25 protein-coding genes are annotated in these 25,130 nt (G+C 60.5%); 8 read left to right on the top strand and 17 right to left on the bottom strand.

Annotated elements, in window-relative coordinates:
- Positions 1-23 precede the first annotated feature (23 nt).
- The gene (gene acs / locus KHQ28_RS10410; RefSeq protein ID WP_002885145.1) at positions 24-1,982 is read right to left on the bottom strand and encodes an acetate--CoA ligase; all 1,959 of its coding nucleotides are present in this window, start codon (positions 1,980-1,982) and stop codon (positions 24-26) included.
- 100 nt (positions 1,983-2,082) lie between these two features.
- Between acs and KHQ28_RS10405 the strand changes: the two genes are divergently transcribed.
- On the top strand, positions 2,083-2,283 hold the full coding sequence (locus KHQ28_RS10405; protein WP_004146658.1) for a hypothetical protein: 201 nt from the start codon (positions 2,083-2,085) through the stop codon (positions 2,281-2,283).
- A 111-nt stretch (positions 2,284-2,394) separates the two neighbouring features.
- Positions 2,395-3,708, top strand: coding sequence for a glutamate/aspartate:proton symporter GltP (gene gltP / locus KHQ28_RS10400; RefSeq protein ID WP_004146659.1), 1,314 nt, complete (start codon positions 2,395-2,397; stop codon positions 3,706-3,708).
- 36 nt (positions 3,709-3,744) lie between these two features.
- Here the strand turns inward: gltP and KHQ28_RS10395 are convergent, their stop codons facing one another.
- Positions 3,745-4,431, bottom strand: a complete 687-nt coding sequence (locus tag KHQ28_RS10395; protein ID WP_004151733.1) for a tetratricopeptide repeat protein — start codon at positions 4,429-4,431, stop codon at positions 3,745-3,747.
- Between the two features lie 205 nt (positions 4,432-4,636).
- On the opposite strand from KHQ28_RS10395, the gene KHQ28_RS10390 reads away from it, so the two are divergent.
- Positions 4,637-4,780, top strand: a complete 144-nt coding sequence (locus KHQ28_RS10390) for a hypothetical protein (protein ID WP_022631365.1) — start codon at positions 4,637-4,639, stop codon at positions 4,778-4,780.
- Here KHQ28_RS10390 and fdhF read toward each other — a convergent pair.
- On the bottom strand, positions 4,777-6,924 hold the full coding sequence (gene fdhF / locus KHQ28_RS10385; protein ID WP_077598926.1) for a formate dehydrogenase subunit alpha: 2,148 nt from the start codon (positions 6,922-6,924) through the stop codon (positions 4,777-4,779). The genes KHQ28_RS10390 and fdhF overlap by 4 nt on opposite strands.
- 272 nt (positions 6,925-7,196) lie before the next feature.
- On the opposite strand from fdhF, the gene KHQ28_RS10380 reads away from it, so the two are divergent.
- The 3 genes from KHQ28_RS10380 to KHQ28_RS10370 all read left to right on the top strand — a co-directional run bounded on the left by KHQ28_RS10380 (position 7,197) and on the right by KHQ28_RS10370 (position 9,692).
- On the top strand, positions 7,197-7,925 hold the full coding sequence (locus tag KHQ28_RS10380) for a response regulator transcription factor (RefSeq protein WP_004210017.1): 729 nt from the start codon (positions 7,197-7,199) through the stop codon (positions 7,923-7,925).
- Positions 7,926-8,010: 85 nt separating this feature from the next.
- Positions 8,011-8,769 (top strand): type IV toxin-antitoxin system AbiEi family antitoxin, encoded by a 759-nt coding sequence (locus KHQ28_RS10375; protein ID WP_032418188.1) that lies wholly within the window; start codon positions 8,011-8,013, stop codon positions 8,767-8,769.
- 5 nt (positions 8,770-8,774) lie between these two features.
- Positions 8,775-9,692 carry a nucleotidyl transferase AbiEii/AbiGii toxin family protein gene (locus KHQ28_RS10370; RefSeq protein WP_004146663.1) on the top strand — a complete coding sequence of 306 codons (918 nt, stop codon included), beginning with the start codon at positions 8,775-8,777 and terminating at the stop codon, positions 9,690-9,692.
- 124 nt (positions 9,693-9,816) lie between these two features.
- Here the strand turns inward: KHQ28_RS10370 and KHQ28_RS10365 are convergent, their stop codons facing one another.
- The 4 genes from KHQ28_RS10365 to KHQ28_RS10350 form a co-directional block, all read right to left on the bottom strand.
- Positions 9,817-10,824 (bottom strand): carbohydrate kinase family protein, encoded by a 1,008-nt coding sequence (locus tag KHQ28_RS10365; protein WP_032418187.1) that lies wholly within the window; start codon positions 10,822-10,824, stop codon positions 9,817-9,819.
- A gap of 74 nt (positions 10,825-10,898) precedes the next feature.
- Positions 10,899-11,840: an ABC transporter substrate-binding protein gene (locus KHQ28_RS10360; protein ID WP_002885156.1), complete on the bottom strand. Its 942-nt coding sequence runs from the start codon at positions 11,838-11,840 to the stop codon at positions 10,899-10,901.
- Between the two features lie 30 nt (positions 11,841-11,870).
- Positions 11,871-12,869 carry a ribose ABC transporter permease gene (locus KHQ28_RS10355; protein ID WP_002885172.1) on the bottom strand — a complete coding sequence of 333 codons (999 nt, stop codon included), beginning with the start codon at positions 12,867-12,869 and terminating at the stop codon, positions 11,871-11,873.
- Positions 12,866-14,386: a sugar ABC transporter ATP-binding protein gene (locus KHQ28_RS10350; RefSeq protein ID WP_032418186.1), complete on the bottom strand. Its 1,521-nt coding sequence runs from the start codon at positions 14,384-14,386 to the stop codon at positions 12,866-12,868. The genes KHQ28_RS10355 and KHQ28_RS10350 overlap by 4 nt, the downstream gene beginning before the upstream one ends.
- A 179-nt stretch (positions 14,387-14,565) precedes the next feature.
- On the opposite strand from KHQ28_RS10350, the gene KHQ28_RS10345 reads away from it, so the two are divergent.
- On the top strand, positions 14,566-16,851 hold the full coding sequence (locus KHQ28_RS10345; protein ID WP_032418185.1) for an ATP-binding protein: 2,286 nt from the start codon (positions 14,566-14,568) through the stop codon (positions 16,849-16,851).
- A gap of 70 nt (positions 16,852-16,921) precedes the next feature.
- Positions 16,922-17,275 (top strand): DDRRRQL repeat protein YjdP, encoded by a 354-nt coding sequence (gene yjdP / locus KHQ28_RS10340; RefSeq protein WP_004151729.1) that lies wholly within the window; start codon positions 16,922-16,924, stop codon positions 17,273-17,275.
- Positions 17,276-17,296: 21 nt separating this feature from the next.
- Here the strand turns inward: yjdP and phnP are convergent, their stop codons facing one another.
- From phnP to phnF, 10 genes are all read right to left on the bottom strand, one after another.
- Entirely contained in the window at positions 17,297-18,055 is a 759-nt protein-coding gene (phnP, locus tag KHQ28_RS10335; protein ID WP_004151728.1) for a phosphonate metabolism protein PhnP, read from the bottom strand.
- A 15-nt stretch (positions 18,056-18,070) separates the two neighbouring features.
- Positions 18,071-18,634: a ribose 1,5-bisphosphokinase gene (phnN, locus tag KHQ28_RS10330; protein WP_004151727.1), complete on the bottom strand. Its 564-nt coding sequence runs from the start codon at positions 18,632-18,634 to the stop codon at positions 18,071-18,073.
- Positions 18,634-19,770, bottom strand: coding sequence for an alpha-D-ribose 1-methylphosphonate 5-triphosphate diphosphatase (phnM, locus tag KHQ28_RS10325; protein ID WP_004177788.1), 1,137 nt, complete (start codon positions 19,768-19,770; stop codon positions 18,634-18,636). The genes phnN and phnM overlap by 1 nt, the downstream gene beginning before the upstream one ends.
- Positions 19,767-20,447, bottom strand: coding sequence for a phosphonate C-P lyase system protein PhnL (phnL, locus tag KHQ28_RS10320; RefSeq protein ID WP_032418184.1), 681 nt, complete (start codon positions 20,445-20,447; stop codon positions 19,767-19,769). The genes phnM and phnL overlap by 4 nt, the downstream gene beginning before the upstream one ends.
- A gap of 107 nt (positions 20,448-20,554) precedes the next feature.
- A complete protein-coding gene (gene phnK, locus KHQ28_RS10315; protein WP_004178305.1) occupies positions 20,555-21,313 on the bottom strand; it encodes a phosphonate C-P lyase system protein PhnK in 759 nt (252 codons plus the stop codon).
- Complete coding sequence (locus KHQ28_RS10310; RefSeq protein ID WP_002885202.1) at positions 21,310-22,158, bottom strand: alpha-D-ribose 1-methylphosphonate 5-phosphate C-P-lyase PhnJ; 849 nt, start codon at positions 22,156-22,158, stop codon at positions 21,310-21,312. Before KHQ28_RS10310 ends, phnK begins: the two co-directional genes overlap by 4 nt.
- Entirely contained in the window at positions 22,151-23,215 is a 1,065-nt protein-coding gene (locus KHQ28_RS10305; RefSeq protein ID WP_004177786.1) for a carbon-phosphorus lyase complex subunit PhnI, read from the bottom strand. The genes KHQ28_RS10310 and KHQ28_RS10305 overlap by 8 nt, the downstream gene beginning before the upstream one ends.
- The gene (gene phnH / locus KHQ28_RS10300; RefSeq protein ID WP_004221970.1) at positions 23,216-23,800 is read right to left on the bottom strand and encodes a phosphonate C-P lyase system protein PhnH; all 585 of its coding nucleotides are present in this window, start codon (positions 23,798-23,800) and stop codon (positions 23,216-23,218) included.
- On the bottom strand, positions 23,797-24,249 hold the full coding sequence (gene phnG, locus KHQ28_RS10295) for a phosphonate C-P lyase system protein PhnG (RefSeq protein WP_004210036.1): 453 nt from the start codon (positions 24,247-24,249) through the stop codon (positions 23,797-23,799). The genes phnH and phnG overlap by 4 nt, the downstream gene beginning before the upstream one ends.
- Entirely contained in the window at positions 24,250-24,975 is a 726-nt protein-coding gene (gene phnF, locus KHQ28_RS10290) for a phosphonate metabolism transcriptional regulator PhnF (protein WP_004177785.1), read from the bottom strand.
- Positions 24,976-25,130: the final 155 nt, after the last annotated feature.

The following is a 25,130-nucleotide window of genomic DNA, read 5'->3' as shown; positions in this document are numbered from 1 at the left end:
GGGTGTAGGGAATCGGTCCTTACTTACGATGGCATGGTAATGGCCTGCTTCTCTTCGAGCAGTTTTTCCACGACGCCAGGATCGGCGAGGGTCGAGGTATCGCCGAGGTTGCTGGTGTCGCCTGCGGCAATCTTACGCAGAATGCGGCGCATGATTTTGCCCGAGCGGGTTTTCGGCAGCGAATCGGTCCAGTGCAGCACATCCGGCGTCGCCAGCGGACCGATCTCTTTGCGTACCCAGTTACGCACTTCGGCATACAACTCCGGCGTCGGTTCTTCGCCGTGATTGAGCGTCACGTAGGCATAGATGGCCTGGCCTTTGATGTTATGCGGGATCCCCACCACCGCCGCTTCGGCGATTTTTGGGTGCGACACCAGCGCCGATTCGATCTCGGCGGTCCCCAGACGGTGTCCGGAGACGTTCAGGACGTCATCCACCCGGCCGGTGATCCAGTAATAGCCATCTTCATCACGACGCGCGCCGTCGCCGCTAAAGTACATATTTTTGAAGGTGGAGAAGTAGGTTTGCTCAAAGCGCTCATGGTCGCCGAACAGGGTACGCGCCTGGCCGGGCCAGGAGTCGGCGATGGCGAGGTTGCCCTCGGTGGCGCCATCCAGCGGCAGGCCTTCGTTATCCACCAGCACCGGCTGGACGCCGAAGAACGGACGCGTCGCGGAGCCGGCCTTCAGCTCAATCGCGCCCGGCAGCGGAGTGATCATAAAGCCGCCGGTTTCGGTCTGCCACCAGGTGTCCATCACCGGGCACTTCTCGTTACCGATCTTCTTCCAGTACCACTCCCAGGCTTCCGGGTTAATCGGTTCGCCGACCGAGCCAAGAATGCGCAGCGAGGAGCGGTCTGTGCCTTCGATAGCTTTGTCGCCTTCCGCCATCAGGGCGCGAATAGCCGTCGGGGCGGTATAGAGAATGCTGACCTTATGCTTATCGACGACCTGGCACATGCGCGCCGGCGTAGGCCAGTTCGGCACCCCTTCGAACATCAGGGTGGTGGCGCCGCAGGCCAGTGGGCCGTACAGCAGATAGCTATGGCCGGTGACCCAGCCCACGTCGGCGGTGCACCAATAAATATCGCCCGGATGGTAGTCGAAAACGTATTTAAAGGTGGTGGCCGCATAGACCAGATAGCCGCCGGTGGTGTGCAGCACCCCTTTCGGTTTACCGGTGGAGCCGGAGGTATAGAGGATGAACAGCGGATCTTCGGCGTTCATTTCGACGGGCCGGTGTTCGGCGCTGGCGTTCGCAATCAGGTCGCTCCACCACAGATCGCGGCCTTCCTGCCAGTCGATATTGCCGCCGGTGCGTTTCAGGACCACCACGTGCTCAATGCTTTTCACGTTCGGGTTTTTCAGCGCGTCATCGACGTTTTTCTTCAGCGGGATGGCGCGACCGGCGCGCAGCCCTTCGTCAGCGGTGATCACCAGGCGTGAGCTGGAGTCGATAATGCGTCCGGCCACCGCCTCCGGCGAGAAGCCGCCGAAAATGACCGAGTGGATTGCCCCGATGCGGGCGCAGGCCAGCATCGCCACCGCGGCTTCCGGCACCATCGGCATATAGATAGCAACCACGTCGCCTTTTTTAATCCCGAGGTCGAGCAGCACATTGGCGAAACGGCACACGTCGGCATGCAGTTCACGGTAGGTGATGTGCTTGCTTTGGCTGGCGTCATCGCCTTCCCAGATGATGGCGGTTTGATCGCCGCGTTCGGCGAGGTGGCGGTCGAGACAGTTAGCGGCGAGGTTCAGGGTGCCATCTTCATACCATTTGATGGAAATATTACCCGGTGCGAAGGAGGTGTTCTTTACACGGGTATAGGGCCGCATCCAGTCAAGGATCTTGCCCTGCTCGCCCCAAAATGTATCAGGGTCGGTTATGGATTGTTGGTACTGCGCCTTGTACTGATCCGGGTTAATCAGGCAACGTTCCGCAATATTAGCGGGAATAGGGTGTTTGTGAATTTGGCTCATGGCTTTTTTTCTCCTTTGAACTTGTTAAATATATGTCAAACAAACGTTAAGAGTAGGGGTTTTGACAGCTTTGTTTGTTAATTGGGGGGCAGATCACGCAATGATTAAACTGGGTGAAATTTCATCAAATGAAACTTTGAAGCGAAATAATTACGCAAATGAATTTATAGAAACGGAAGCTGTGAAATTTTTTTTATTACAAATACTTATGCAATATAACTGGGGGAAATTCGCTGCTTTATGCATAAAAGCAGAGGAAAGCCCTGTTCTTAAAGGCTTGCGCAGCATGCCGTGCAAATGATACTGATATTGCGCGTTAAATAACCCCACAAAGCAACGCAACACAATTCATACCCCCTGCAGTGGGTACCATGACGAAAAGGAATGGTGCCTTTCATTGAGGAAGTCAGTAGTGAAGAAAACAAAAAAAGTCAGTCTGGCCTGGCAAATTTTGCTAGCCCTGGTGCTGGGTATCCTTCTGGGCAGTTATCTGCATTACCACGCTGAAAGTCGCGATTGGTTAATTAGCAATTTGCTGACGCCGGCGGGCGATATCTTTATCCATCTGATTAAAATGATCGTGGTCCCGATTGTCATTTCGACCCTGGTGGTCGGGATTGCCGGCGTGGGTGACGCCAAACAGTTAGGGCGGATCGGTGCCAAAACCATTATCTATTTCGAAGTGATCACCACGGTGGCGATTGTGCTGGGTATCACCCTGGCCAACGTCTTCCAGCCGGGGACGGGCATTGATATGTCGCAGCTGGCGGCAGTTGATATTTCGAAATATCAGAACACCACCGCCGAAGTGCAGAGCCATGCGCACGGCCTGATGGGCACCATCCTGTCGCTGGTGCCGACCAATATCGTGGCATCGATGGCGAAAGGCGATATGCTGCCGATTATCTTCTTCTCGGTGCTGTTTGGCCTGGGGCTCTCCTCGCTGCCGGCGACCCACCGTGAGCCGCTGGTGACGGTCTTCCGCTCTATCTCCGAGACTATGTTTAAAGTCACCCATATGGTGATGCGCTATGCGCCGGTCGGGGTATTCGCCCTGATTTCGGTAACCGTCGCCACCTTCGGTTTCGCCTCGCTGTGGCCGCTGGCCAAGCTAGTGTTGCTGGTTTACTTTGCGATCCTGTTCTTCGCGCTGGTGGTGCTGGGGATTGTCGCGCGCCTGTGTGGTCTGAGCATCTGGATCCTGATCCGCATCCTGAAAGATGAGCTGATTCTGGCTTATTCTACCGCCAGTTCGGAGAGCGTACTGCCGCGCATTATTGAGAAGATGGAAGCCTACGGCGCGCCGGCGTCGATCACCAGCTTTGTGGTGCCGACCGGTTACTCCTTCAACCTCGATGGTTCAACGCTGTATCAGAGCATCGCGGCGATCTTTATCGCCCAGCTGTACGGTATTGACCTCTCTATCTGGCAGGAGATTACCCTGGTGCTGACCCTGATGGTGACCTCGAAAGGGATCGCCGGCGTGCCGGGCGTCTCCTTCGTGGTGCTGCTGGCCACCCTGGGTAGCGTCGGGATCCCGCTGGAAGGGCTTGCCTTTATTGCCGGCGTCGACCGTATCCTCGATATGGCGCGTACCGCGCTGAACGTGGTGGGTAATGCGCTGGCGGTGCTGGTTATCGCCAAGTGGGAGCATAAGTTCGATCGCAAAAAAGCGCTGGCCTATGAACGCGAAGTGCTGGGCAAGTTTGATAAAACCGCCCAATAAAACACAAAGCCCGGCGCGATAGCGCCGGGCTTTTTCTTATCCTTTACTAATCCGGTCAAACTCTTCGCAGCCGGTATCAAACCCCTCCAGGCAACTGACGTTGAGCCAGTGCAGCGCCTTCTGCTTATTCGGTTCGATAAAGCCTTTCTCTCCCTGCTGGAACATCATCCCGGCCCAGTATTCGGCATAGCCGGTGCGGGAAAGTGATGAACTGCCTTTAAAGTATTCACTTGCTTTCACATCATCCTCCGGGCCGTGTACGCCGCTGGCGTAGATCAGCCCCAGCAGCATCTGGGCATCTACCGCCGCATCGCTTTCGCTATCCCGGGCAGCATCCTGCAGCAGCGTGATGGCGTGTGCTACGTCGGTGGCGCCAGCCTGACGGTTGACCAGCACCCGCGCGAGGACGATCTCTCCGGATTTACTGCCGGCCTCGACGGCTTTTTCCGCCAGCTGGCGGGCCTGCGGATAGTCCGCCTGTTGGGGGTTACGGATTTTGAGCTGCGCCAGCAGCGCCAGCGCATCGCCATCGCCCTGGGCGGCCGCCTTCTGCGCCCAGTATTCGGCTTTTTGATAATCGCCGGAGCTGACCCAGGTATCGGCAAGGTAATATTGCGCGCGTCGATCGCCGGCTTCGGCCTGCTGTTGATACTGACTGCCAGGTTCGGTGGCCACCGCTGCGCCGCTGGTGAAAACCAGTAGAAATAAAAAGAGGTATTTCATTTGTATTTATTATCAGTAAGGAACATAGCGCGCAGTATAAAGGGAGGCGAAAAAGAAGAAAATGGCGGGTATCGGTAGGTAGGGCCGATTTGCGCTACCTGACCGTAGGCCCGCGCAAGCGCAGCGCCGCCGGGCGACAGACTGTGGACACGGAGCCGCTTGTGTGCCGGGTGGCGGCTGCGCCTGACCCGGCCTACGGATGGAGATGCTCCTGCCAACCGTAGGCCCGCGCAAGCGCAGCGCCGCCGGGCGACAGACTGTGGACACGGAGCCGTTTATGTGCCGGGTGGCGGCTGCGCCTGACCCGGCCTACGCATCGCGCGAGCCGGGTCAGACCGCCGAACCTTAACCCATCGCGCTTTCGCGCAGGCGGGATTTCAGCTTGTTGTACTCGTCGATCACGTACTGTTCCGCGGCGCGCTGATCGGCAATCCGCTCAACGTTGACCGCGCAGTACTTGTACTCCGGCGTTTTGGTTATCGGACTCAGGTTCTCTGAGACCAGTTCGTTACAGGCGCCGATCCACCACTGGTAGGTCATGTACACCGCGCCTTTATTCGGCCGATCGCTGACCTGCGCGCGGGTGATGATGCGCCCCTTACGCGAATTGACCCATACCAGCGCTTCATCTTCGATGCCTAGCCGTTCGGCATCGGCGGTGTTGATTTGCGCATAGCCTGGTTCATCCGCCAGCGCCGCCAGCGCCGCGCAGTTACCGGTCATTGAACGGCACGAGTAATGGCCGACCTCGCGCACCGTCGACAATACCATCGGGTACTCATCGGTAAGCTTATCGATCGGCGCGACCCAGTCGCAGGTGAAGAACTGCGCCAGTCCGTTCGGGGTATCGAACTTCTCTTTAAACAGATACGACGTTCCCTGATCGGCGTCGGACTCATCGCGGCACGGCCACATGACATAGCCGAGCTCACCCATTTTCTCGTAGGTGGCGCCGTAGAAGTCCGGGCACAGATGCCGCAACTCGTCCCAGATCTCCTGGGTGTTGTTGTAGTGCATCGGATAGCCCATCCGGGTGGCGATTTCGCTGATGATCTGCCAGTCGGTTTTCAGATCCCACTTCGGCTCCACCGCTTTAAAGAAGCGCTGGAAGCCGCGGTCCGCTGCGGTATACACGCCTTCGTGCTCGCCCCACGAGGTGGACGGCAGGATGACGTCAGCCGCGGAGGCGGTTTTGGTCATGAATATGTCCTGGACGATAACCAGTTCCAGATCGTCGAACGCTTTGCGGACCGCCGAGAGTTCGGCGTCGGTCTGCAGCGGATCCTCACCCATAATGTACGCCGCCCGCACTTCACCGTGCGCCGCGCGGTGCGGCAATTCGCTGATGCGATAGCCGGTATGCGCAGGCAGGCTTTCCACGCCCCAGGCTTTGGCGAATTTCTCGCGGTTCTCCGGGAACTTGACGTACTGATAGCCCGGATAGGTATCTGGTAGCGCACCCATATCGCAGGCGCCCTGAACGTTGTTCTGGCCGCGTACCGGGTTGACGCCGACGCTCGGCTTGCCGAGGTTGCCGGTGAGGATCGCGAGGCTGGTCAGCGACCGCACCGTCTCCACGCCCTGGTAGAACTGGGTGACGCCCATGCCCCACAGGATGGCGGCGGATTTGGCGCTGGCATACATCCGGGCGCAGGCGCGGATCTCCTGGGCGCTGACCCCGGTGATCTCCTCCACCGACTCCGGCGTATAGCCTTCAACGATTTTGCGATACTCCTCGAAGCCTTCGGAACGGCTGGCGACGAAGGATTTATCGTACAGATCCTCTTCAATAATCACGTGGCCAATGGCGTTGAGCAGCGCGATGTTCGAGCCGTTCTTCAGCGCAATGTGCATATCGGCGATGCGCGCGGTTTCAATTTTGCGCGGGTCGCAGACGATAATTTTCGCCCCGTTGCGTTTAGCGTTAATGACGTGATTCGCCACGATAGGGTGGGAATCCGCCGGGTTGTAACCGAAGATAAACACCAGATCGGTGTTATCAATCTCCGTGATGGCATTACTCATGGCGCCGTTACCGACCGACTGGTGCAGACCTGCAACCGAAGGGCCGTGTCAGACGCGAGCGCAGCAGTCGACGTTATTGGTACCAATAACGGCGCGCGCGAATTTTTGCATCACATAGTTGGTTTCATTACCGGTGCCGCGGGAGGAGCCGGTGGTTTGGATCGCATCCGGGCCATATTTGGCTTTAATGGCGCTGAGGCGGGTGGCGACGTAATCCAGCGCCTCGTCCCAGGAGACGGATTCCAGCTTGCCGCCGCGTTGACGGCGGATCATGGGGGTTTTCAGGCGCGGCGTTAGGATCTGGGTATCGTTAATGAAGTCCCAGCCATAATAGCCCTTCAGGCACAGGGTTCCCTGGTTGGTTTTCCCCTGCGCCGCTTCAGCCCGAACGATTTTGCCGTTATCGACCACCAGGTTGATTTTGCAACCTGATGCGCAATACGGGCAAACCGTGACGACTTTTTTCATCGGTCTTGCTCCAGTTATTCAATGGGCGCGTTTGCGCTATCGCGCCGTCACTATGCATCTTCTATGCCATATTTTCATTGTGGGTATTCCTTGATGATACGCGGGTTTTTTGGGCGGAATGCTGACGAAAAACAGCCTGTCGACAGATTTGACATGTCGATACCCTGGAGATGTGACGGCGCTTGAAAAAATGTCACCGGGAGAGGAATTTGTCGGCGCAGGCTTGCAGAATCGATCAGACTGACACTAATTCCCGGCGGGCAGAGGCAAAAATGAAACCAGTCATTTTAGTGGTGGATGATGACAGGGCAATGGGCGAGCTGCTCAGCGATGTGCTCGGCGTGCACGCGTTTGAAGTGCTTGTCAGCCAGACCGGCAACGACGCGCTGACGACGGTGGCGCAGCGGGCGGATATCGCGCTGGTCTTACTGGATATGATCCTGCCGGATACCCATGGCCTGCAGGTGCTCCAGCAGCTGCAGCGCACGCGGCCTGAGCTGCCGGTGGTGATGCTCTCCGGTCTGGGCAGTGAGTCTGATGTGGTGGTGGGTCTGGAGATGGGCGCCGATGATTACATCGCCAAACCGTTCAGCTCGCGGGTGGTGGTCGCCCGGGTGAAAGCGGTACTGCGACGCAGCGGGGCGCTGGCCGGCGAGGCGTCGGGCGCCGGTGCTGGCCTGACGTTTAACGGCTGGCGGCTGGATACCACGCGCTGTGAACTGTATAACCCGCAGCAGCAGGCGATCCCGCTGACCCAGGGAGAATATGGCCTGCTGCTGGCGCTGGCGCAGAACGCGCGCCGGGTATTGAATCGCGAACAGCTGCTGGCGCTGACTCATAATGAAAGCACCGAGGTATTCGACCGGACCATCGATGTGCTGATCATGCGCCTGCGGCGCAAAATTGAGCTCAACCCGCATCAGCCGACGTTGATTAAAACCCTGCGCGGTCTGGGCTATGTCTTTTCCGCCGACGTGACCCACAGCGAGAAGGCGGCGTAGGGCGGGTTTGCTGCCAACCCGCTGTTGACTTTATTTGGTGCAGGGAGTTTACTTTTTTTATTAAAGTGACACTCTGGGTTAATCTATGGCAACAAAATTAAACTGGCTGCTGCAAAACAGCGCTCCCGGAGATGTGATCCTTCAGTCCTGGTTAAGCCAGCATGCCATCTCTCCCTCTCTGGCCTTTAAATACGCGCAAAGTGGCTGGTTAAAAAAAAGAGGCAACGGCGTATATGCGCGTGCGGGACGTGAGCCGGAGTGGAACGATGCATTAGCATGTTTGCAAAATCAGCTTGCCGCTCCGGTGTATGTTGCGGGGCTCAGTAGCTTAGTCTGGCAGGGCCGTTCACACTATCTACAGCTAAAACAAAACCAGTGCTGGCTTAGTGTGGAAAATAAAGCGCTGCTGCCGAAATGGTTCAGGGAATTCCCGGGTGTGGAGTGGATAGTCATATCGGGGAAAAAACTGCCGGTGCTGGATGATAGATACCGTGTAACGCTTGATATAAAAGGGAAAAAACTCATCGGCAGTGCGCCAGAACTGGCTGCTTACGAGTTGCTGAGCGCGGTGCCGGAGACCCTCTCATTTAACCACGCTGCAGAGCTTTTCCAGGGGCTGGTTAATCTTAATCCTCGTAAAGTAGAGTATCTTCTTTCCGTCAGCCAGTCCGTGCAGGCCAAGCGTTTGTATCTCTTCTTCGCCAGTTTTTACGAGCATGGCTGGCTCAAACGAATCGATAGCCAAAAAATCGATCTGGGAGCGGGCAAGCGGCAAATCGTGGAAAATGGAAAGTTCAATGCTCAATACCAAATCACAGTGCCTGAACGCTTTCAAAAGGAATAAAAAATATGGATATACAGGCGCCTTATTATCGGCAGGTTGCTCTGCTAATGCAGGTTTTACCCTATGTTGCTGTCGAACGGGAATTTGCGCTGAAAGGTGGCACTGCCATCAATCTCTTTATCCGCGATTTCCCTCGATTATCGGTGGATATCGACCTCGCCTGGGTGCCCCTGGAAAGCAGAGCCATCGCTTTACCTCATATACGGGATGCGCTTGCACGTATTGCCGCCAATCTGCAACAACAGGCAGGTATGAGCGCTGTATTACAAGCTAATCGTTCAGATGAGATGCGTGTCATTGTTACTACCGATAGCGCGCAAATAAAGATAGAGGTTTCACCGGTCGCCCGGGGAACATTATATCCACCACAGGAGCGAGAAGTGGTGGGGGCGGTAGAGGACGTTTTTGGCTATGCCAGCCTTCCAGTGGTTTCGTTGCCTGACCTCTACGGTGGAAAATTATGCGCGGCGCTGGATCGCCAGCATCCCAGAGATTTTTATGACGTGAAATTACTTCTTGATGCGCAGGAGCTTGACCGTCCCATTTTCAATGGGTTTATCGCGTATTTACTGAGCCATAATCGGCCTCTGGCTGAAGTGCTGAATCCTCGCTGGAAAGATATTGCTGAACCTTTTTACCGTGAATTCAGCGGGATGACATTTGAGACGATAGCCCTGGAGGAACTGACAGCAGTCCCCAACAGGATGATTGCTGCGTTAAAATCCTGTTTCACACAACAGGATGTCGATTTTTTACTGTCATTTAAACGAGGCGAACCAGACTGGCGTTTAGCGCCGGAAATGCGTATTCAGGATTTGCCTGCCGTGCAGTGGAAATTGCGCAATATTCATCAGATGCCAGCGATAAAACGCGCTGAGTCATTAGATAAACTGGAAAAGGTGCTGGCCGAGTGGCGCAGTTAGTTACCTGGCCCGCCCTTGTTGAACTCAGCGTAAAACAGGCGTGATTTGAATAAACCGTATCCCTTTTCTCGCCATGAAACGCCGTTCTCCTGTGGCATCGCCCTGATAGCGGGATCTACTCGATCTAAACATTCTGCAACTGAATAAACGCCTGCAGCTCAGGGAGCGTTTTGGCGCCGTCGATCGCATTGGCGGCCTGCAGGCTGGCGCGGGCGCAAGCGTGAGCCAGCTGCAGACTGGCGGTTAACGGCCAGCGTTCGTGGCTGCCGTACAGCAGGCCGGCGCAGAAGGCGTCCCCCGCGCCGACGCTGCCGATAATCTCCTCCGGCGGCAGCCGCCATGACGGTACCCAGCGCCCGGCTTCGGTACGGGAAACGCCCCATGCCCCCTCCGGACAATGGATCACTACCCGCTGGCGTACGCCGGCGTCAAGCAATGCGCTGGCGGCGCGGGCGATATTGGCGACGTGCGGCTCGCCGTTGGGTAGACGAATCTCCAGCCCGCTAAACTCGCTGGCTTCCAGTTCATTGATGGTCAGGTAGTCAAGATGCTTCAGCGCCGGCAGGACCAGCGGCCGGTAGCGCGGGTCGCCCTTGCGCGACACCAGATCGAGGGACACCTCATAGCCTCGCTCGCGCATCTGCGCCAGCAGTCGCGCGCTGCGGGTGCCGTACACTTCATCGGGGCGATCGAGGCTTTCGAGCAGCAGCAGATAGCCGAGATGGAAAATTTTCAGCGGCGCATCCAGCGGCTCAAAAGCCGGGAGATCAAGCAGGTGGTTGGCGCCGGGAGAGTGAAAGAAAGTGCGCTGGCCTTCGGCGTCGGTCATCACCTGGGTCATCGAGGTGGGGGCGGAGCTGGTGCGCTGTACGAGCTGGCGATTGATATGGTACTGATCGAGCATGGCGGTGATGTAGTCGCCATCGTTATCCTCGCCAATCAGGCCGACCGCCTGCAGCGGCAGCCCGGCGTGCATTTTGGCCAGGGTCAGCAGGACATTCAGCGGCGCGCCGCCGGTGGCGCGTTCGCTATGGACAATTTCCACCAGCCAGCCGCGCTCCGGCCACTGCCCGATCTGGTGGACATGATCGACCAGCATGTTGCCTGCGGCAATAATGCCTTTCCGTTCCATGATTGCTACTCCGCGCCGTCATATTCGTTAAGCGTAGCGCACAATCGGCGGAACGATTGTGCGCCTGGTTGCGCTTATTTCACGGTCCAGCCTTTGTAAGAGCTGACGTTATTTTTGTCGATCATCGTCACCGGGATCAGTACCGGCGCGGTCGGCGCAGGTTTGCCCTGCAGGATGTCGTAGCCAATCTCCACCGCCTTCGCTGCCATCACCTGTGGGTCCTGCGCTGGGGTGGCGACGAACAGCGAGTTCTTACGCTTCAGCGCCTCTTCGCCGTCCGGGCTGCCGTCGACGCCGACGATGAAGAACTCGCTGCGCTGCGCCTGTTTCGCTGCCAGATCGGCACCAATCGCCGTCGGATCGTTGATCGCGAACACGCCGTCAATCTTCGGATTGGCCGCCAGCAGGGAGGTCATCACCTCCAGGCCGCCTTCCCGGCTGCCTTTGGCGTTCTGGTTGGCGGAGAGGATTTTAATGTCCGGGTGTTTTTTGAACTCCGTTTCGCAGCCTTCGACGCGGTTTTGTACGGCGGAGACCGGCGGCCCGTTGATGATCACCACGTTGCCTTTGTTGTTCAGGCGGTCGCTAATGTATTTACAGGCCAGCTCGCCCGCCTGGGTGTTATCGGAGGTGATGGTGGCGTCGGCCCCTTCGGCGGCGACGTCAACCGCCACCACCACGATCCCGGCCTCTTTGGCCCGCTTCACCGCCGGGCCAATGCCTTTCGAATCGGCGGCGTTGAGGATGATCATATCGACTTTGGCGGCGATAAAGTTATCGATCTGCGCCACCTGCTGGCCCAGATCGTAGCCGCTGGAGACCAGCGTCACTTTGACGTTATCCCCCGCCAGTTTGCGGGCCTCCAGCTCCGCCCCTTTGGTGATCTGTACAAAGAACGGGTTGGCAAGGTCGCCCACCGTCACGCCAATCGCTTTCAGCTCTTTGGCCGACGCAAAAGGGGAGGCGGCCAGCAGCGCGCCAGCACACAGCGCGGTGACTATCGGTTTTAAACGCATTCGCTTTTCCTCGCAGGTAAGATGTTGTTGTTATGCACTTTGATGATGTCGGGTACGGTATTTGTCGATCAGCACCGCAATGATGATCACCGCCCCTTTGATCACCAGTTGCCAGAAGTAGGAGACCCCCATCAGGGTCATGCCGTTATTGAGGGTGGCGATAATTAGCGCCCCCACCAGTGTACCGGTGATGGTGCCGATACCGCCGACGAAGCTGGTGCCGCCGAGAATGACCGCGGCGATGGCGTCCAGCTCGTAGCCGACGCCGAGGTTGCCGTTGGCGCTGTACAGCCGCGAAGCGCTCATCACCCCGCCAAGGCCGGAGAGCAGGCCGCTCATGCCATAGACAAACAGCAGCACCAGCCAGACTTTGATGCCGGTCAGCCGCGCCGCCTGCATGTTGCCGCCCACCGCGTAGATATGCACCCCAAGGGTGGTGCGGCGCAGGATAAACCAGCACACCGCGATCACCGCCAGGGCGATGACTACCAGCCACGGCACCGGGCCGAGGTAGTCATTGCCGATCCACTCGAAGCTGATATCGGAGTTGATCACCGTGGTGCCGTCGGCCAGCAGATAGGCGGCGCCGCGCAGCGCCGTGTAGGTGCCGAGGGTGACGATAAACGGCGGCAGCCCGGCGAAGGCGACCAGCGCGCCGTTGAACAGGCCGAGCAGCAGGCCGAGCATCAGCGCCGCCGGAATCGACAGCAACGCAAACGCCGGGATCAGCGACACCACCATCGCGGCCACTGCGGTGGTGCCAAGGATGGAGCCGACGGAAAGGTCAATGCCGCCGGTGAGGATGATGAAGGTCATTCCCGCCGCCAGCACAATGTTGATCGAGGCCTGGCGGGTGATATTCAGCAGATTGCTTTCCGTGAAAAAGTTGGGGGCGATAAAGCCGAAAACGGCGACGATCAGGATGAGTATCGGCAGAATGCCGACGGTCTGCATCAGGTCGCCCATCAACATTTTTTTCGCCGAAGCGGATTTCGCGACCGGCGCGGAGGTCTCTTTCGGTATGCTCATAGTTGCCCTGCCTTAAGGTGAGAATCGGTCACGCCGGTGGCCAGCGTCATGATACTTTCCTGGCTAATATCACCGGCCTGTAGCTCGCCGGCGATAACGCCCTCGCGCATCACATAGACCCGGTCGCTCATGCCCACCACTTCGGGCAGCTCGCTGGAGATCATCAGAATGGCGACGCCCTGGCGCGCCATGTCGTTCATGATGCGGTAAATTTCGCTTTTCGCGCCGACGTCGACGCCGCGGGTGGGTTCATCGAGGATTAGAATGCGCGGGCCAATCGCCACCCAGCGCGAAATTAACAGCTTCTGCTGGTTGCCGCCGGACAGTCCGCCGGCGCGCACCTGGGCGTGCGGCACGCGGATGTTAAGCAACTGGATGGCGTCATCGGAGATGGTTTGCGCCTTCCGGCGGTTGAGCATCCCCCAGGTCGCGTCGCGCTCCAGCGTCGCCATGGTGATGTTTTCCTGGGCTGCCAGTTCGAGAAACAACCCCTGTTCTTTGCGGTTTTCGGTCAGAAAGCCGATCCCGAGGTCGATGGCTTCCCGCGGCGAGTGGATCACCACCGGCTCGCCGTCGATCTCAATCACCCCGGCGGTGGCTTTGCGCACCCCGAAGATCAGCTGCGCCAGTTCGGAACGCCCGGCGCCGACCAGCCCGGCGAGGCCGACGATTTCGCCGGCATGCACCACCAGGCTGCTGGGCTTAATCTTGCCGCCATCGGTCAGATCCTCGACCCGCAGGCGCGGCTGGCCGCGGGGAATGTCCCGTTCTTTATTGAAGAGATCGCTGAGCGGCCGACCGACCATCATGCGCACCAGCTCCGGCGCGTTGAGCTTGTCGCGCACCAGGCTGCCGACATACTGCCCATCGCGCAGGACGCTGACCCGGTCGGAGAGCTCATACACTTCCGCCATGCGGTGGCTGATATAGATGATCGCCATCCCCTCATCGCGCAGGCGCAGGATGAGCTCGAACAGGCGCTGGGTTTCCCGCGAGGAGAGGGCGGCGGTGGGTTCATCCATCACCAGAATGCGGCTTTGACGGTGCAGGGCGCGGGCGATCTCCACCTGCTGTTGTTCGGCGATGGTTAGGGTCATCACCCGGTCGCTGGCTTTGAACTGGGCGCCGAGACGGTCGATCACCGCCTGCGCCTGGCTGAGCATGGCTTTGCGCTGCACCAGACCACCGCGCGCCAGCTCGCTGCCGAGGAAAATGTTTTCCGCGACGGTCAGGTTCGGCGCCAGCTGCATCTCCTGGTAGATCAATGTGATCCCGGCGGCCAGCGCGTCCTTGGGGCCGCGGATCGTTTGCGGTTTTCCGTCGATCAGGATCTCGCCGCTGGTGGCGGTATAGGCGCCGGCGAGGATCTTCATCAGCGTGCTTTTTCCGGCGCCGTTCTCCCCCATCAGGGCATGGATCTCGCCGGGCCAGACCGTCAGGTCGACGCCCTTCAGCGCGTAGAATTTGCCAAAAACTTTGGCGATATGGCGCATTTCCAGTACCGGCATGGCGGTCATCGCGGCGCTCCTGTCTGTAAGAACAATAGCTGCAGTCCACCACCGGAAAATAAATGCAGAATGTCAGAATCCATTCATATTTGTCATAGTGATAAATAGTTAACCGCGATCACAGTTACGCGGCGTCATTTTCTGCACCGTCACGCTTATCTGCCGACCGATCCTTCACCGGAGTTGTTATGACCGCTCGCCGACACCCGTTTTTCACCAGCGCCCGTGGCCGCCTGCTCTCCTTTAATCTGCTGATGGGCGTGGTCACCCTGTTGGTCAGCGGCGTGGCGGTGTTCGGCTTTCACCACGCCAGCCAGCTGCAGGAGCAGGTGCAGCGCCAGACTCTCAACGACATGCGCGGCAGTATGGATCTGGCGCGGGACACGGCGAATGTCGCCACGGCGGCGGTGCGCCTGTCGCAGGTGGTGGGGGCGCTGGAGTACAAAAGCGAAGCGGAACGGCTGCTGGCGACGCAGCAGGCGCTGAAGCACTCGCTGGCCCAGCTGGCGGCGGCCCCGCTGGCGCAGCAGGAGCAGGCGCGGGTGGCCAATATTATTCGCCGCAGCAACGCGCTGCAGCAGAGCGTGGCGGAGATGCTGGAGCGCGGCCAGCGCCGCCATCTGCAGCGCAATGCGCTGCTGAGTTCGCTTTACCAGAATCAGAGTAACCTGCGCCATCTCGCCGATCTTAACGATCGCGGCGGGGATAAGGCGATCGATCCGCGCCGGCTGGCCGAGATGGACCGGCTGATCGTGGCTGCGATCCATACCGTCACGCCGCGGTCGATCGTCCTGCTACTCGACCAGCTGCGCGGCGCCCTGCCGACACGCAGCGCCGATCCCGCGCTGGCGTTTGTCCTCCCTGATGTGACCCGCGAACTGGCGACGCTGGCCCCGCTGTCGGCCCAGCTGGAGGAGAGCGACCTGACGATCAGCTGGTACATGTATCACATCAAAGCGCTGGTCGCGTTGCTTAACGAAGATATCAATCAGTACGTGACCCGGGTGGCGGAAGCCTCAGAGCAGCGGGCGGCGCAGAGCCATCGGGAGCTGCGCTCCATCAGTATGTTTATTCTGCTTTCCGCGCTGCTGGCGCTGGCGATCACCGGCTGCGCCGGGTGGTACATCTACCGTAATCTCGGCTCGAACCTGACCGCCATCTCGCGGGCGATGTCGCGGCTGGCTCAGGGAGAGCCGAACGTCTCGGTGCCGGCCCTGCAGCGGCGCGACGAGCTGGGGGAGCTGGCGCGGGCCTTTAACGTTTTCGCCCGCAATATGGCGTCGCTGGAGCACACCACCCGGCTGCTGAAAGAGAAGACCAACCAGATGGAGATCGATCGGATTAAGCGCCAGGAGCTGGAGGAGGCGCTGCTGCATAGTCAGAAGATGAAGGCCGTCGGCCAGCTGACCGGAGGTCTGGCGCATGACTTTAACAACCTGCTGGCGGTGATTATCGGCAGCCTTGAGCTGGTGGAGCCGGATGCGCGCGATGCGCCGCGCCTCTCCAGGGCGCTGAAGGCGGCGGAGCGTGGGGCGCTTCTGACCCAGCGGCTGCTGGCCTTTTCGCGCAAGCAGGCGCTGCATCCCCAGGCGGTGGCGATGGCGCCGCTACTGGAGAACCTCAGCGAGCTGATGCGTCACTCCCTGCCGGCGACCTTAAGCCTGGAGATTGAGGCGCAGTCGCCGGCGTGGCCGGCATGGATAGACGTTGGCCAGCTGGAAAACGCCCTGATCAATCTGGTGATGAACGCCCGCGACGCCATGGCGGGGCGCGACGGGGTCATCAAAATACGCACCTGGAATCAGCGGGTCACCCGCAGCAGCGGCCAGCGGCAGGATATGGTGGCCCTGGAGGTGATCGATCATGGCAGCGGGATGTCGCAGGCGGTGAAAGCCCGGGTGTTTGAACCTTTCTTCACCACCAAAGCCACCGGCAGCGGCAGCGGCCTGGGGCTGTCGATGGTGTATGGCTTTGTGCGCCAGTCTGGCGGCCGGGTGGCGCTGGAGAGCGCGCCGGGGCAGGGGACGACGGTGCGGCTGCAGCTGCCGCGAGCGTTGACCGAGGTTGAGAAGGAGGTGGCGCCAGCGGTGGACGAGCCGTCCCCGGCGGGCGAGCGGCTGGCGCTGGTGCTGGAAGATGAAGAGGATGTCCGCCAGACGCTATGTGAACAGCTGCATCAGCTGGGCTGGCTGACGCTGGAAACCGCCAGCGGTGAAGAGGCGCTGCAGCTGCTGGAGGCCTCGCCGGATATTGCCCTGCTGATTAGCGATCTGATGCTGCCCGGCGCCCTGAGCGGCGCCGATGTGATCCATACCGCCCGACGCCGCTTTCCGGCGCTGCCGGTGCTGCTGATCAGCGGCCAGGATTTGCGTCCAGCGCAGAACCCGGCCCTGCCGGAGGTTGAGTGGCTGCGTAAGCCGTTTACCCGCGCCCAGCTGGCGCAGGCGCTGAGCGCGGCGTACGCGAGGATTTGAGATTCCTCCGCTACTCGGGGGGTGTACGCTTGATTAAGGTAGCGGCAGGACTCTGATGAGATTGGCCCCGATGAAACGTTACGCAACCGCACTGCTCTTTTGCACTCTGTCGCTGACCAGCCTGGCCGCTCGCGCCGATATTATCGATGACGCGATCGGCAATATTCAGCAAGCCATTAACGACGCCTATAACCCGGGCAGCAGTCGCTCCGATGACGACGACAGATACGATGACGATGGCCGGTATGATGACGGGCGCTATCAGGGGAGCCGTCAGCAGAGCCGTGACAGTCAGCGCCAGTATGACGAGCGGCAACGCCAGCTGGACGAGCGCCGCCGCCAGCTGGATGAACGCCAGCGTCAGCTCGACCGCGATCGTCGTCAGTTAGAAAGCGACCAGCGTCGGCTGGATGATAGCTACTGATCGCCCCCCGCAGGCCAGCGCTTAATCCAGCGCTATTTCCATCCCGTCATAGCCCGCTTCGAAACCTGTCGGCAGCGGGTTATCCATCATCCAGACGTCAAACTGGTGGCTGATATGGGTGAGGATCACCCGCGGACAGCCAATGACCTGGTTAAGGCTGCGGACGGTGTTTAGATCGTTATGGTTACGCGGGGTCTGCGCGCGCGGCTCATGACTGCAGTCGATGATCATCGCCTGCGGGCGGTTATTGAGCAAAAACTTCAGCGTCTTGTCCGGCAGCCCGGCGGTATCCGAGAGCCAGGCCAGCCGGCTGTGGGCCGACTCCAGCAGATAACCAAAGGTCAGCTTCGAGTGATTAAGGGGTAGGGGCGTCACCCGCAGCCCCTGCAGGTTAAACATCACAAACGGCGTGACGGTATGGCTAAAGTCAAGCAGACCGGGGTGTTTGAGCAGATCGTCGCAGCCGGCGTCATCCGGCGGGCCATAGACCGGAATCGACGCGCCGACTCCCCAGCGCAGCGGAAACAGCCCCTGCACATGATCCAGATGGTAGTGGGTCAGCAGCACCTGTTGAAAGCTGCCGGCGGGATGATGCTCCATCAGATCCGGTCGTCCGGCATCGAGCAGCGTCACGGCGCTGTTGAACGTGACCACTCCGCTACAGGGGCGGCGTCGGTGGCTCTCCTCGCGGCGTGCGCGGCGGCAGGCCGCGCAGTCGCAGCCGAAGACCGGCACCAGCTGAGCGCCGCCGGTGCCGGTTAAGCGGAGGGTCAGGCTCATCGTGTCACCTTTTGTTTATACCAGTTGATCCGCTTCGCGCGCCGCGTGGCTGCGAAGCAGGCGGAAAAATTCATCGACCGATTGTCGGAGACTGCCGTCGTTATTCAATGTCAGGCAGTTGTCCGGCTTATAGCGCGCGGCGCGTTCCAGACGCTGGGCGATTTCCAGCGCGTTTTCCCGGCCGCGCTGCTCCAGCCGCTGGCGCAGCACCGGCGGCGAGACGGCGAGACAGATCGGCACCAGCACCTCGCCGTAGCGTTCCCGGGCCAGCGCCAGATGGGCGCGGGAGCCGTTGGCCACCACGTCAAAGCCGGCGTGCAGCCAGAGGTCGATCTCCACGCCAATGCCATAGTAAGTATTGTTGGCGTGCCAGCTGAGAGCAAAAAGATGCTGCTCGGCGCGGGTAAAAAACTCATGTTCGCTGAGGGCGATATGATTCTCGCTGCCCGCGTTAAACGGGCGGGTTATGTAACGATGGGCCACCAGCAGCTGCGGGTGCTCGCGCTGGCGCAGCGCCGCCAGCAGGCTATCTTTACCGGAGCCGGAGGGGCCAACCAGCCAAATCAGTTTTCCTGGCATTAAAAGACCCTCTTTCCCTGGCGCCAGACATGGTCGATCTGGATATGTTCGCCGCGACGGTGCGCCAGCACCAGGTCGGCGCGTTTCCCCTCGGCGATGACGCCGCGATCGTCAAGGCCCAGCGCCTGCGCCGGATGCTGACTGACCAGACGGATCGCCTGTGGCAGGGTGAAGGCATTGTCCTCGGCGTCGGCGATGCGGAAAGCGGCATCCAGCAGGCTGGCGGGGTAATAGTCAGATGAGAGGATGTCCAGCAAACCGTGGCTCGCCAGCTGGTGGGCGGCGACGTTGCCGGAGTGGGAACCGCCGCGCACGATATTCGGCGCCCCCATCAGGACGTGCATCCCGTGCTGACGTGAAGCCTGCGCCGCGGCCAGCGTGGTGGGAAACTCGGCGATCACGCTCCCTAGCTGGTGGGATTCGGCCACATGCGCTTCGGTGGCGTCGTCGTGGCTGGCGAGGGCGATACGGCGGGCGCGGCACATGGCGGCGATGGTCTGGCGATTGGGCTGCGACCAGGTGGCGGCCAGAGCCATCTGCTCGGCTTCAAAACGGTCCATTTCGTCATGCGTCAGATGATATTTGCCCTGATAATAATCGCGGTACTTGCTGCGATCGGCGTACTGACGCTGGCCCGGCGAGTGGTCCATCAGAGAGACCATGCTCACCGACTCGCGATCGATCAGCTTTTCAAACAGCGGCAGCGTGGTGTGATGCGGCAGCTCGCAGCGCAGGTGCAGGCGGTGTTCGGCGCGGTTGAGACCGCGCTTTTGCGTCTCCTCCACGGCATTGACCATCTTCTCCAGATTCTCAAGACGATCGCCGCCATCGCGCACGTCGCCAATCGCCACGGCGTCCAGCACGGTGGTGATGCCGCTGGCGACCATCATGGCGTCATGGCTGCTCATCGCCGAGTGGGCCGGCCAGTCTACCTTCGGCCGCGGGGTAAAGAACTTGTCGAGGTTATCGGTATGCAGCTCGATAAGGCCCGGCAGCAGCCAGCCGTCTTCCCCATCCAGCGCCTGCGGCAGCCGGCTCTGGCTTTCGGCGAAGGCGAGGATGCGACCGTCATGGACTTCCAGCGAACCGTGGACCACCTCGTCGTCGAGAACCAGTTTTACGTTATTGATAATCATGCTGTCATTCCCATAGAGTGCAGTCGGTCGGCGACCTGACGGCGTACCCCTTCTTCATGGAAAATCCCCACGATGGCCGCGCCGCGCGCTTTGGCATCGTGGATCAGGTTGACCACGGCAGCACTGTTTTTGCCATCCAGTGAGGCGGTGGGTTCATCAAGGAGCAGGATCGGATAGTCGACCGCAAAACCGCGGGCGATGTTGACCCGCTGCTGCTCGCCGCCGGAAAAGGTGGACGGCGCAAGGTGCCACAGGCGTTCCGGAACGTTGAGGCGGGTCAGGAGCTGGGCGGCTTTGGCGGCGCTCGCTTCGCGCGGCGTCCCAAGATCGAGCAGCGGCTGCATCACCACCTCCAGCGCCGAAATGCGCGGGATCACCCGTAGAAACTGGCTGACCCAGCCGATGGTGGTTTTGCGCACTTCCAGCACCTTGCGTGGGGTGGCGATGACCAGGTCCACCCATTCGTCGCCGTGGCGGATATGGATATGGCCGCTGTCCGGCAGATAATTGGCGTACAGCGAACGCAGCAGGGTCGATTTGCCGCTGCCGGAGTGACCGTGGAGCACCACGCACTCCCCGACGTTAACGGTCAGCGAGGCGTCGGCCAGCACCGGCAGACGCACGCCGTGCTGCTGGTGCAGAACAAAGGTTTTATGGACGTTTTCAACGCGGATCATGTTAGCTCTCACGGGGTTGAGTTGCCGGGTGGCGCTTCGCTTACCCGACCTACGAATAACGCACCTGTGGGCCGGGTAAGGCGCAGCCGCCACCCGGCAAAACAGCATCAATTCTGCAACACCGACGACACCAGCAGCTGGGTGTAAGGATGGTGCGGATCGTCGAGCACCCGGTCGGTTAAGCCACTCTCCACCACCTGGCCCTGCTTCATCACCAGCAGACGGTTCGCCAGCAGGCGAGCGACGCCGAGATCGTGGGTAACAATCACCACCGCCAGATTCAGCTCCACCGCCAGGCCACGCAGCAGGTCTAGCAGCCGCGCCTGCACGGACACATCCAGCCCGCCGGTGGGTTCATCCATAAACACCAGCTTCGGCTGGGTGACCAGATTGCGGGCGATCTGCAGACGCTGCTGCATGCCGCCGGAGAAGGTGGTGGGCAGGTCGTCGATGCGCGAGGGCGGGATCTCCACCTCCTGCAGCCACTTTTCGGCGGTGGCGCGAATGTTGCCGTAGTGGCGGGCGCCGGTGGCCATTAGCCGTTCGCCGATGTTGCCCCCGGCGGAGACCTGGCGACGCAGACCGTCCATCGGGTGCTGATGCACTACGCCCCATTCGGTGCGCAACAGGCGTCGGCGTTCGGCTTCGCTCATGGCGTACAGCGAGCGCTGCTGGTACAGCACCTCGCCCTGCTGCGGCGTCAGGCGGGCGGAGATTGCCTTCAGCAGGGTGGTTTTACCGGAGCCGGACTCGCCGACGATGCCGAGCACTTCTCCCGGCCACAGCTCGAAGGAGACATCGCGAAAACCTTTATCCGGGGCGTAGAGATGGGTCAGGTTATTCACAGCAAGTAATGGCTGGTTCATTTTTTCTGCCCCTCGCTCTGCTGGCGGCAATAGTCGGTATCGGAGCAGACAAACATCCGCTGGCCGCTGTCATCCAGCACCACTTCGTCGAGGTAGCTGTGGCGCGAGCCGCAGATGGCGCAGGGCTCATCCCACTCCTGCACGGTAAAGGGATGGTCGTCGAAATCGAGACTCTCCACCGGGGTATAGGGCGGCACGGCGTAGATCCGCTTTTCGCGCCCGGCGCCGAACAGCTGCAGCGCCGGCATCATGTGCATTTTCGGGTTATCGAATTTCGGGATCGGCGAAGGGTCCATCACGTAGCGGCCATTGACCTTCACCGGATAGGCGTAGGTGGTGGCGATATGGCCGAAGCGGGCGATATCTTCATACAGTTTCACCTGCATGACGCCGTACTCTTCCAGGGCGTGCATGGTGCGGGTTTCGGTTTCACGCGGCTCGATAAAGCGCAGTGGCTCCGGGATCGGCACCTGGTAGATCAGGATCTGATCTTCCACCAGCGGCGTCTCCGGGATCCGGTGGCGGGTCTGGATCAGGGTGGCGTCTTCGGTACGCTCGGTGGTGGCGACGCCGGTGACGCGCTTAAAGAACTGACGAATCGACACCGCGTTGGTGGTGTCATCCGCGCCCTGGTCAATCACCTTCAGCACGTCATTCTCACCGATGACGCTGGCGGTCAGCTGGATGCCGCCGGTGCCCCAGCCGTAGGGCATTGGCATTTCGCGCCCGCCGAACGGCACCTGGTAGCCGGGAATCGCTACCGCTTTGAGAATAGCCCGGCGGATCATGCGCTTGGTTTGCTCGTCGAGGTAAGCAAAGTTATAGCCAGTCAGTGGGTTAGCCACGTTCGTTCTCCCGTTGCAGGCGTTTCAGCAGCGCCAGTTCGGCCTGGAAATCGACATAGTGCGGTAGCTTCAGATGCGAGACGAAGCCGGCCGCTTCGACGTTATCGGCGTGAGCCAGCACAAACTCTTCATCCTGCGCCGGGCCGGCAATCTCTTCGTCATAGTCCGGCGCCTGCAGCGCACGGTCGACCAGCGCCATGGCCATCGCTTTGCGCTCGCTCATGCCGAAGGTCAGGCCGTAGCCGCGGGTGAAGTGCGGCGGCTCCTCCTGCGGGGCGACGAAGCCATTAACCATCTCGCACTCGGTCAGCAGCAGCTCGCCAATATTGACGCTAAAGCCCAGCTCTTCCGGGACGATTTCCACCTGCACGTAGCCGCTGCGGATCTCGCCGGCAAACGGATGGTTGCGGCCATAGCCGCGCTGGGTCGAATAGGCCAGCGCCAGCAGGTAGCCTTCATCGCCGCGCATCAGCTGCTGCAGGCGCGAGGAACGCGAGCAGGGGTAGACCGGCGGGGTGCGGGTGATATCGTCGGGCGGCGTGCCGCGATCTTCCTCGGTCTTCGCCAGCCCCTGCTGCGTGAGCAGGCTAAAGACGTGCGGCGTCGGCTCTGCTTCGCCATCGGCTTGCTGCACAGACGGCGCTTCGCCGTTGGCCAGCAGGGTAAAATCGAGCAGGCGGTGGGTGTAGTCGTAAGTGGGGCCCAGCAGCTGGCCGCCGGGGATATCTTTATACACTGCGGAGATGCGGCGTTCGAGGCGCATCTCCGCGGTATTAATCGGTTCGCTGACCGCCAGCCGCGGCAGGGTGGTGCGGTAGGCGCGCAGCAGAAATATTGCTTCGACGTTATCGCCGCTGGCCTGCTTCAGCGCCAGCGCCGCCAGTTCGCGGTCGGCGATGCCGCCCTCGGTCATCACCCGGTCCACCGCCAGGCTGAGCTGGTCGCCTATCTGTTCGACGCTCAGTTCGGGAAGCCGTCCATCGCCCCGTCGTTTCTGTTCCTGTAAGGCGTGAGCGGCGCGGATCGCCTTCTCGCCGCCCTTGACGGCAACGTACATTTAGCACACCTCCACGTGGGTGGTGCGCGGGATCGCCAGCAGGCGCTCGCCGCAGGTGAGGATCAGGTCGATGCCCAGCGGGAACGGATGCGGGCGTTCGGTTAATTCGTCGATGATGCAGTCCGGCAGCTGCGGCGCGATCATTCGCTCTTCGGCAATGCCTGCCCCGGTCAGGCGCAGCATGCGTCCGCCGCTGAGGCTGGCAAGCTGAACGATCAGTGTGACGCCGGTTTCCGGCGCGGTGACGGTGCCAGCGGAAAGGACGTTGAGCTGCTCGGCGCTGATGCCGTCATTGGCGATGGCAAAAACCGCCTGCTGCGGCTGGTCCACCAGCGGCGCGCCGGTATGAAAGCGCAGATTCTGTCCCACCAGATCGTTACGCAGAGCGCTGGCGAGCCAGACCGGTGTTTCATGATCGGCAAGGGTCAACAGCAGGCTGGTGGAGGCCACGTTCAATGGCTGCCAGCCGTGCTGAAGCTGCTGCAGGGAGACAATCACCCCCGGCTCGCTCATCGCTTTCAGCAGGCGACGAAAACTGTGTTGGGCATCCTGCACAGCCAGGGTAAAAGCGGGTTGTAAGGTCATGCGTTATCTCCGCGAACCAGGGTAAAGAAGTCGACCCGGCTGGCGTTGACTTCGGCGCGTCGGGCTTCAATGCGCGCGCTGCGTAGCGCTTCCAGCGGGGTTATCAGGGTTTCCATTAAGGTGTGAAAATGGCGGGGCGACTGCAGCAGGGCGTCGATCGCCGCGCAGCGTTCAGCGTGCGGGCGGTCGCGGCCTAAGATCCAGCTGTAACCGAGGGTACCGTCAGCCAGGCGTACCGCTGCGCGGGTAAGGGTGGCGTCGCCGGCAAAGAAGCGGTCGCCGATACCGCCCATGCGGGCCTGGAGCTGTACCAGCCCGGTTTCCGGGGTGCGAATCAATTCATATTCCGGCGCCAGCTGCAGGGACTGCATGCGCGCCAGAAGGTCCTGCGGTTCACTGTGGGCCAGCACGGACATCCAGCGCTGGCGGGTGGCGGTATCGAAGTGCATTCAGTGCTCCATGGTAAATTCAATCATGTCGGCGCGGGTCAGGCTGACGGAGTACTCCGCCGTGAGCGACTCGCCCTCGCGGCTATTGAGCGTGCGGACGCAGAGCAGCGGCGCCATATTGGGGATTTCCAGCAGCTTGCTCTCTTTTGCCTGCGCGCGGCGGGCGCTGATTTTGGTGCGTACGCGGGTCAGTTCGACGTCGAGCCGATCGCGTAGCAGATCGTGCAGCGAGCCGTGGCTGAAGGTCTGTAGCACCGGCCAGAAGCGCAGGTCGGCGAAGTAGTGGTCGATCAGGCACAGGGCGACGCCATTGACCCGGCGCAGGGTACGCAGGTGGATCACGTTCTCGCCCTCATTGATGCCAAAGGCTTCGGCGACATGGGCGCTGGCGGGGCGCAGCACCGATAGCAGCTTTTCGCTGGTGGGATCGCTGCCTTGTTCCAGCAGGTTTTGGCTGAAGCGCGCCTGGGCGTTAAGCGGGTAGTCGATGGGGCGCATCAGCACCAGCACACCCACGCCCTGACGGCGCTGAACCCAGCCGCGCTCAACCAGCTGGTCGATAGCCCGGCGCAGGGTGTGGCGGTTAACGTCGAAGCGCGTCGCCAGCTGCTGCTCGGCGGGCAGATAGTCGCCGCAGCGATAGTGATGGCGCAGCTCCTGCTCAAGTCGGGCGGCGATTTCCTGATAGCGCGTGGGGTAACTGGTCGGATGTCTGGACAGGTGCATAGTCATCAAGCCTCACACAGCATAGGCGAGGAGCTTCCTCGCGTTGTGGGCCGATCCTGACCGGTTTATGTTGCATTTCGGTTAAGTGACGATGACTAAAGGATGAAGAGTTGATGCCAGGCGGATGACAGGGCGGCCGGGCCGCCCTGGGGGCG

Origin of the sequence: Klebsiella sp. 28 (genome assembly GCF_018223905.1) — a bacterium.
GTDB lineage: Bacteria > Pseudomonadota > Gammaproteobacteria > Enterobacterales > Enterobacteriaceae > Klebsiella > Klebsiella pneumoniae.
This window is presented reverse-complemented; position numbering and strand designations above follow the sequence as displayed.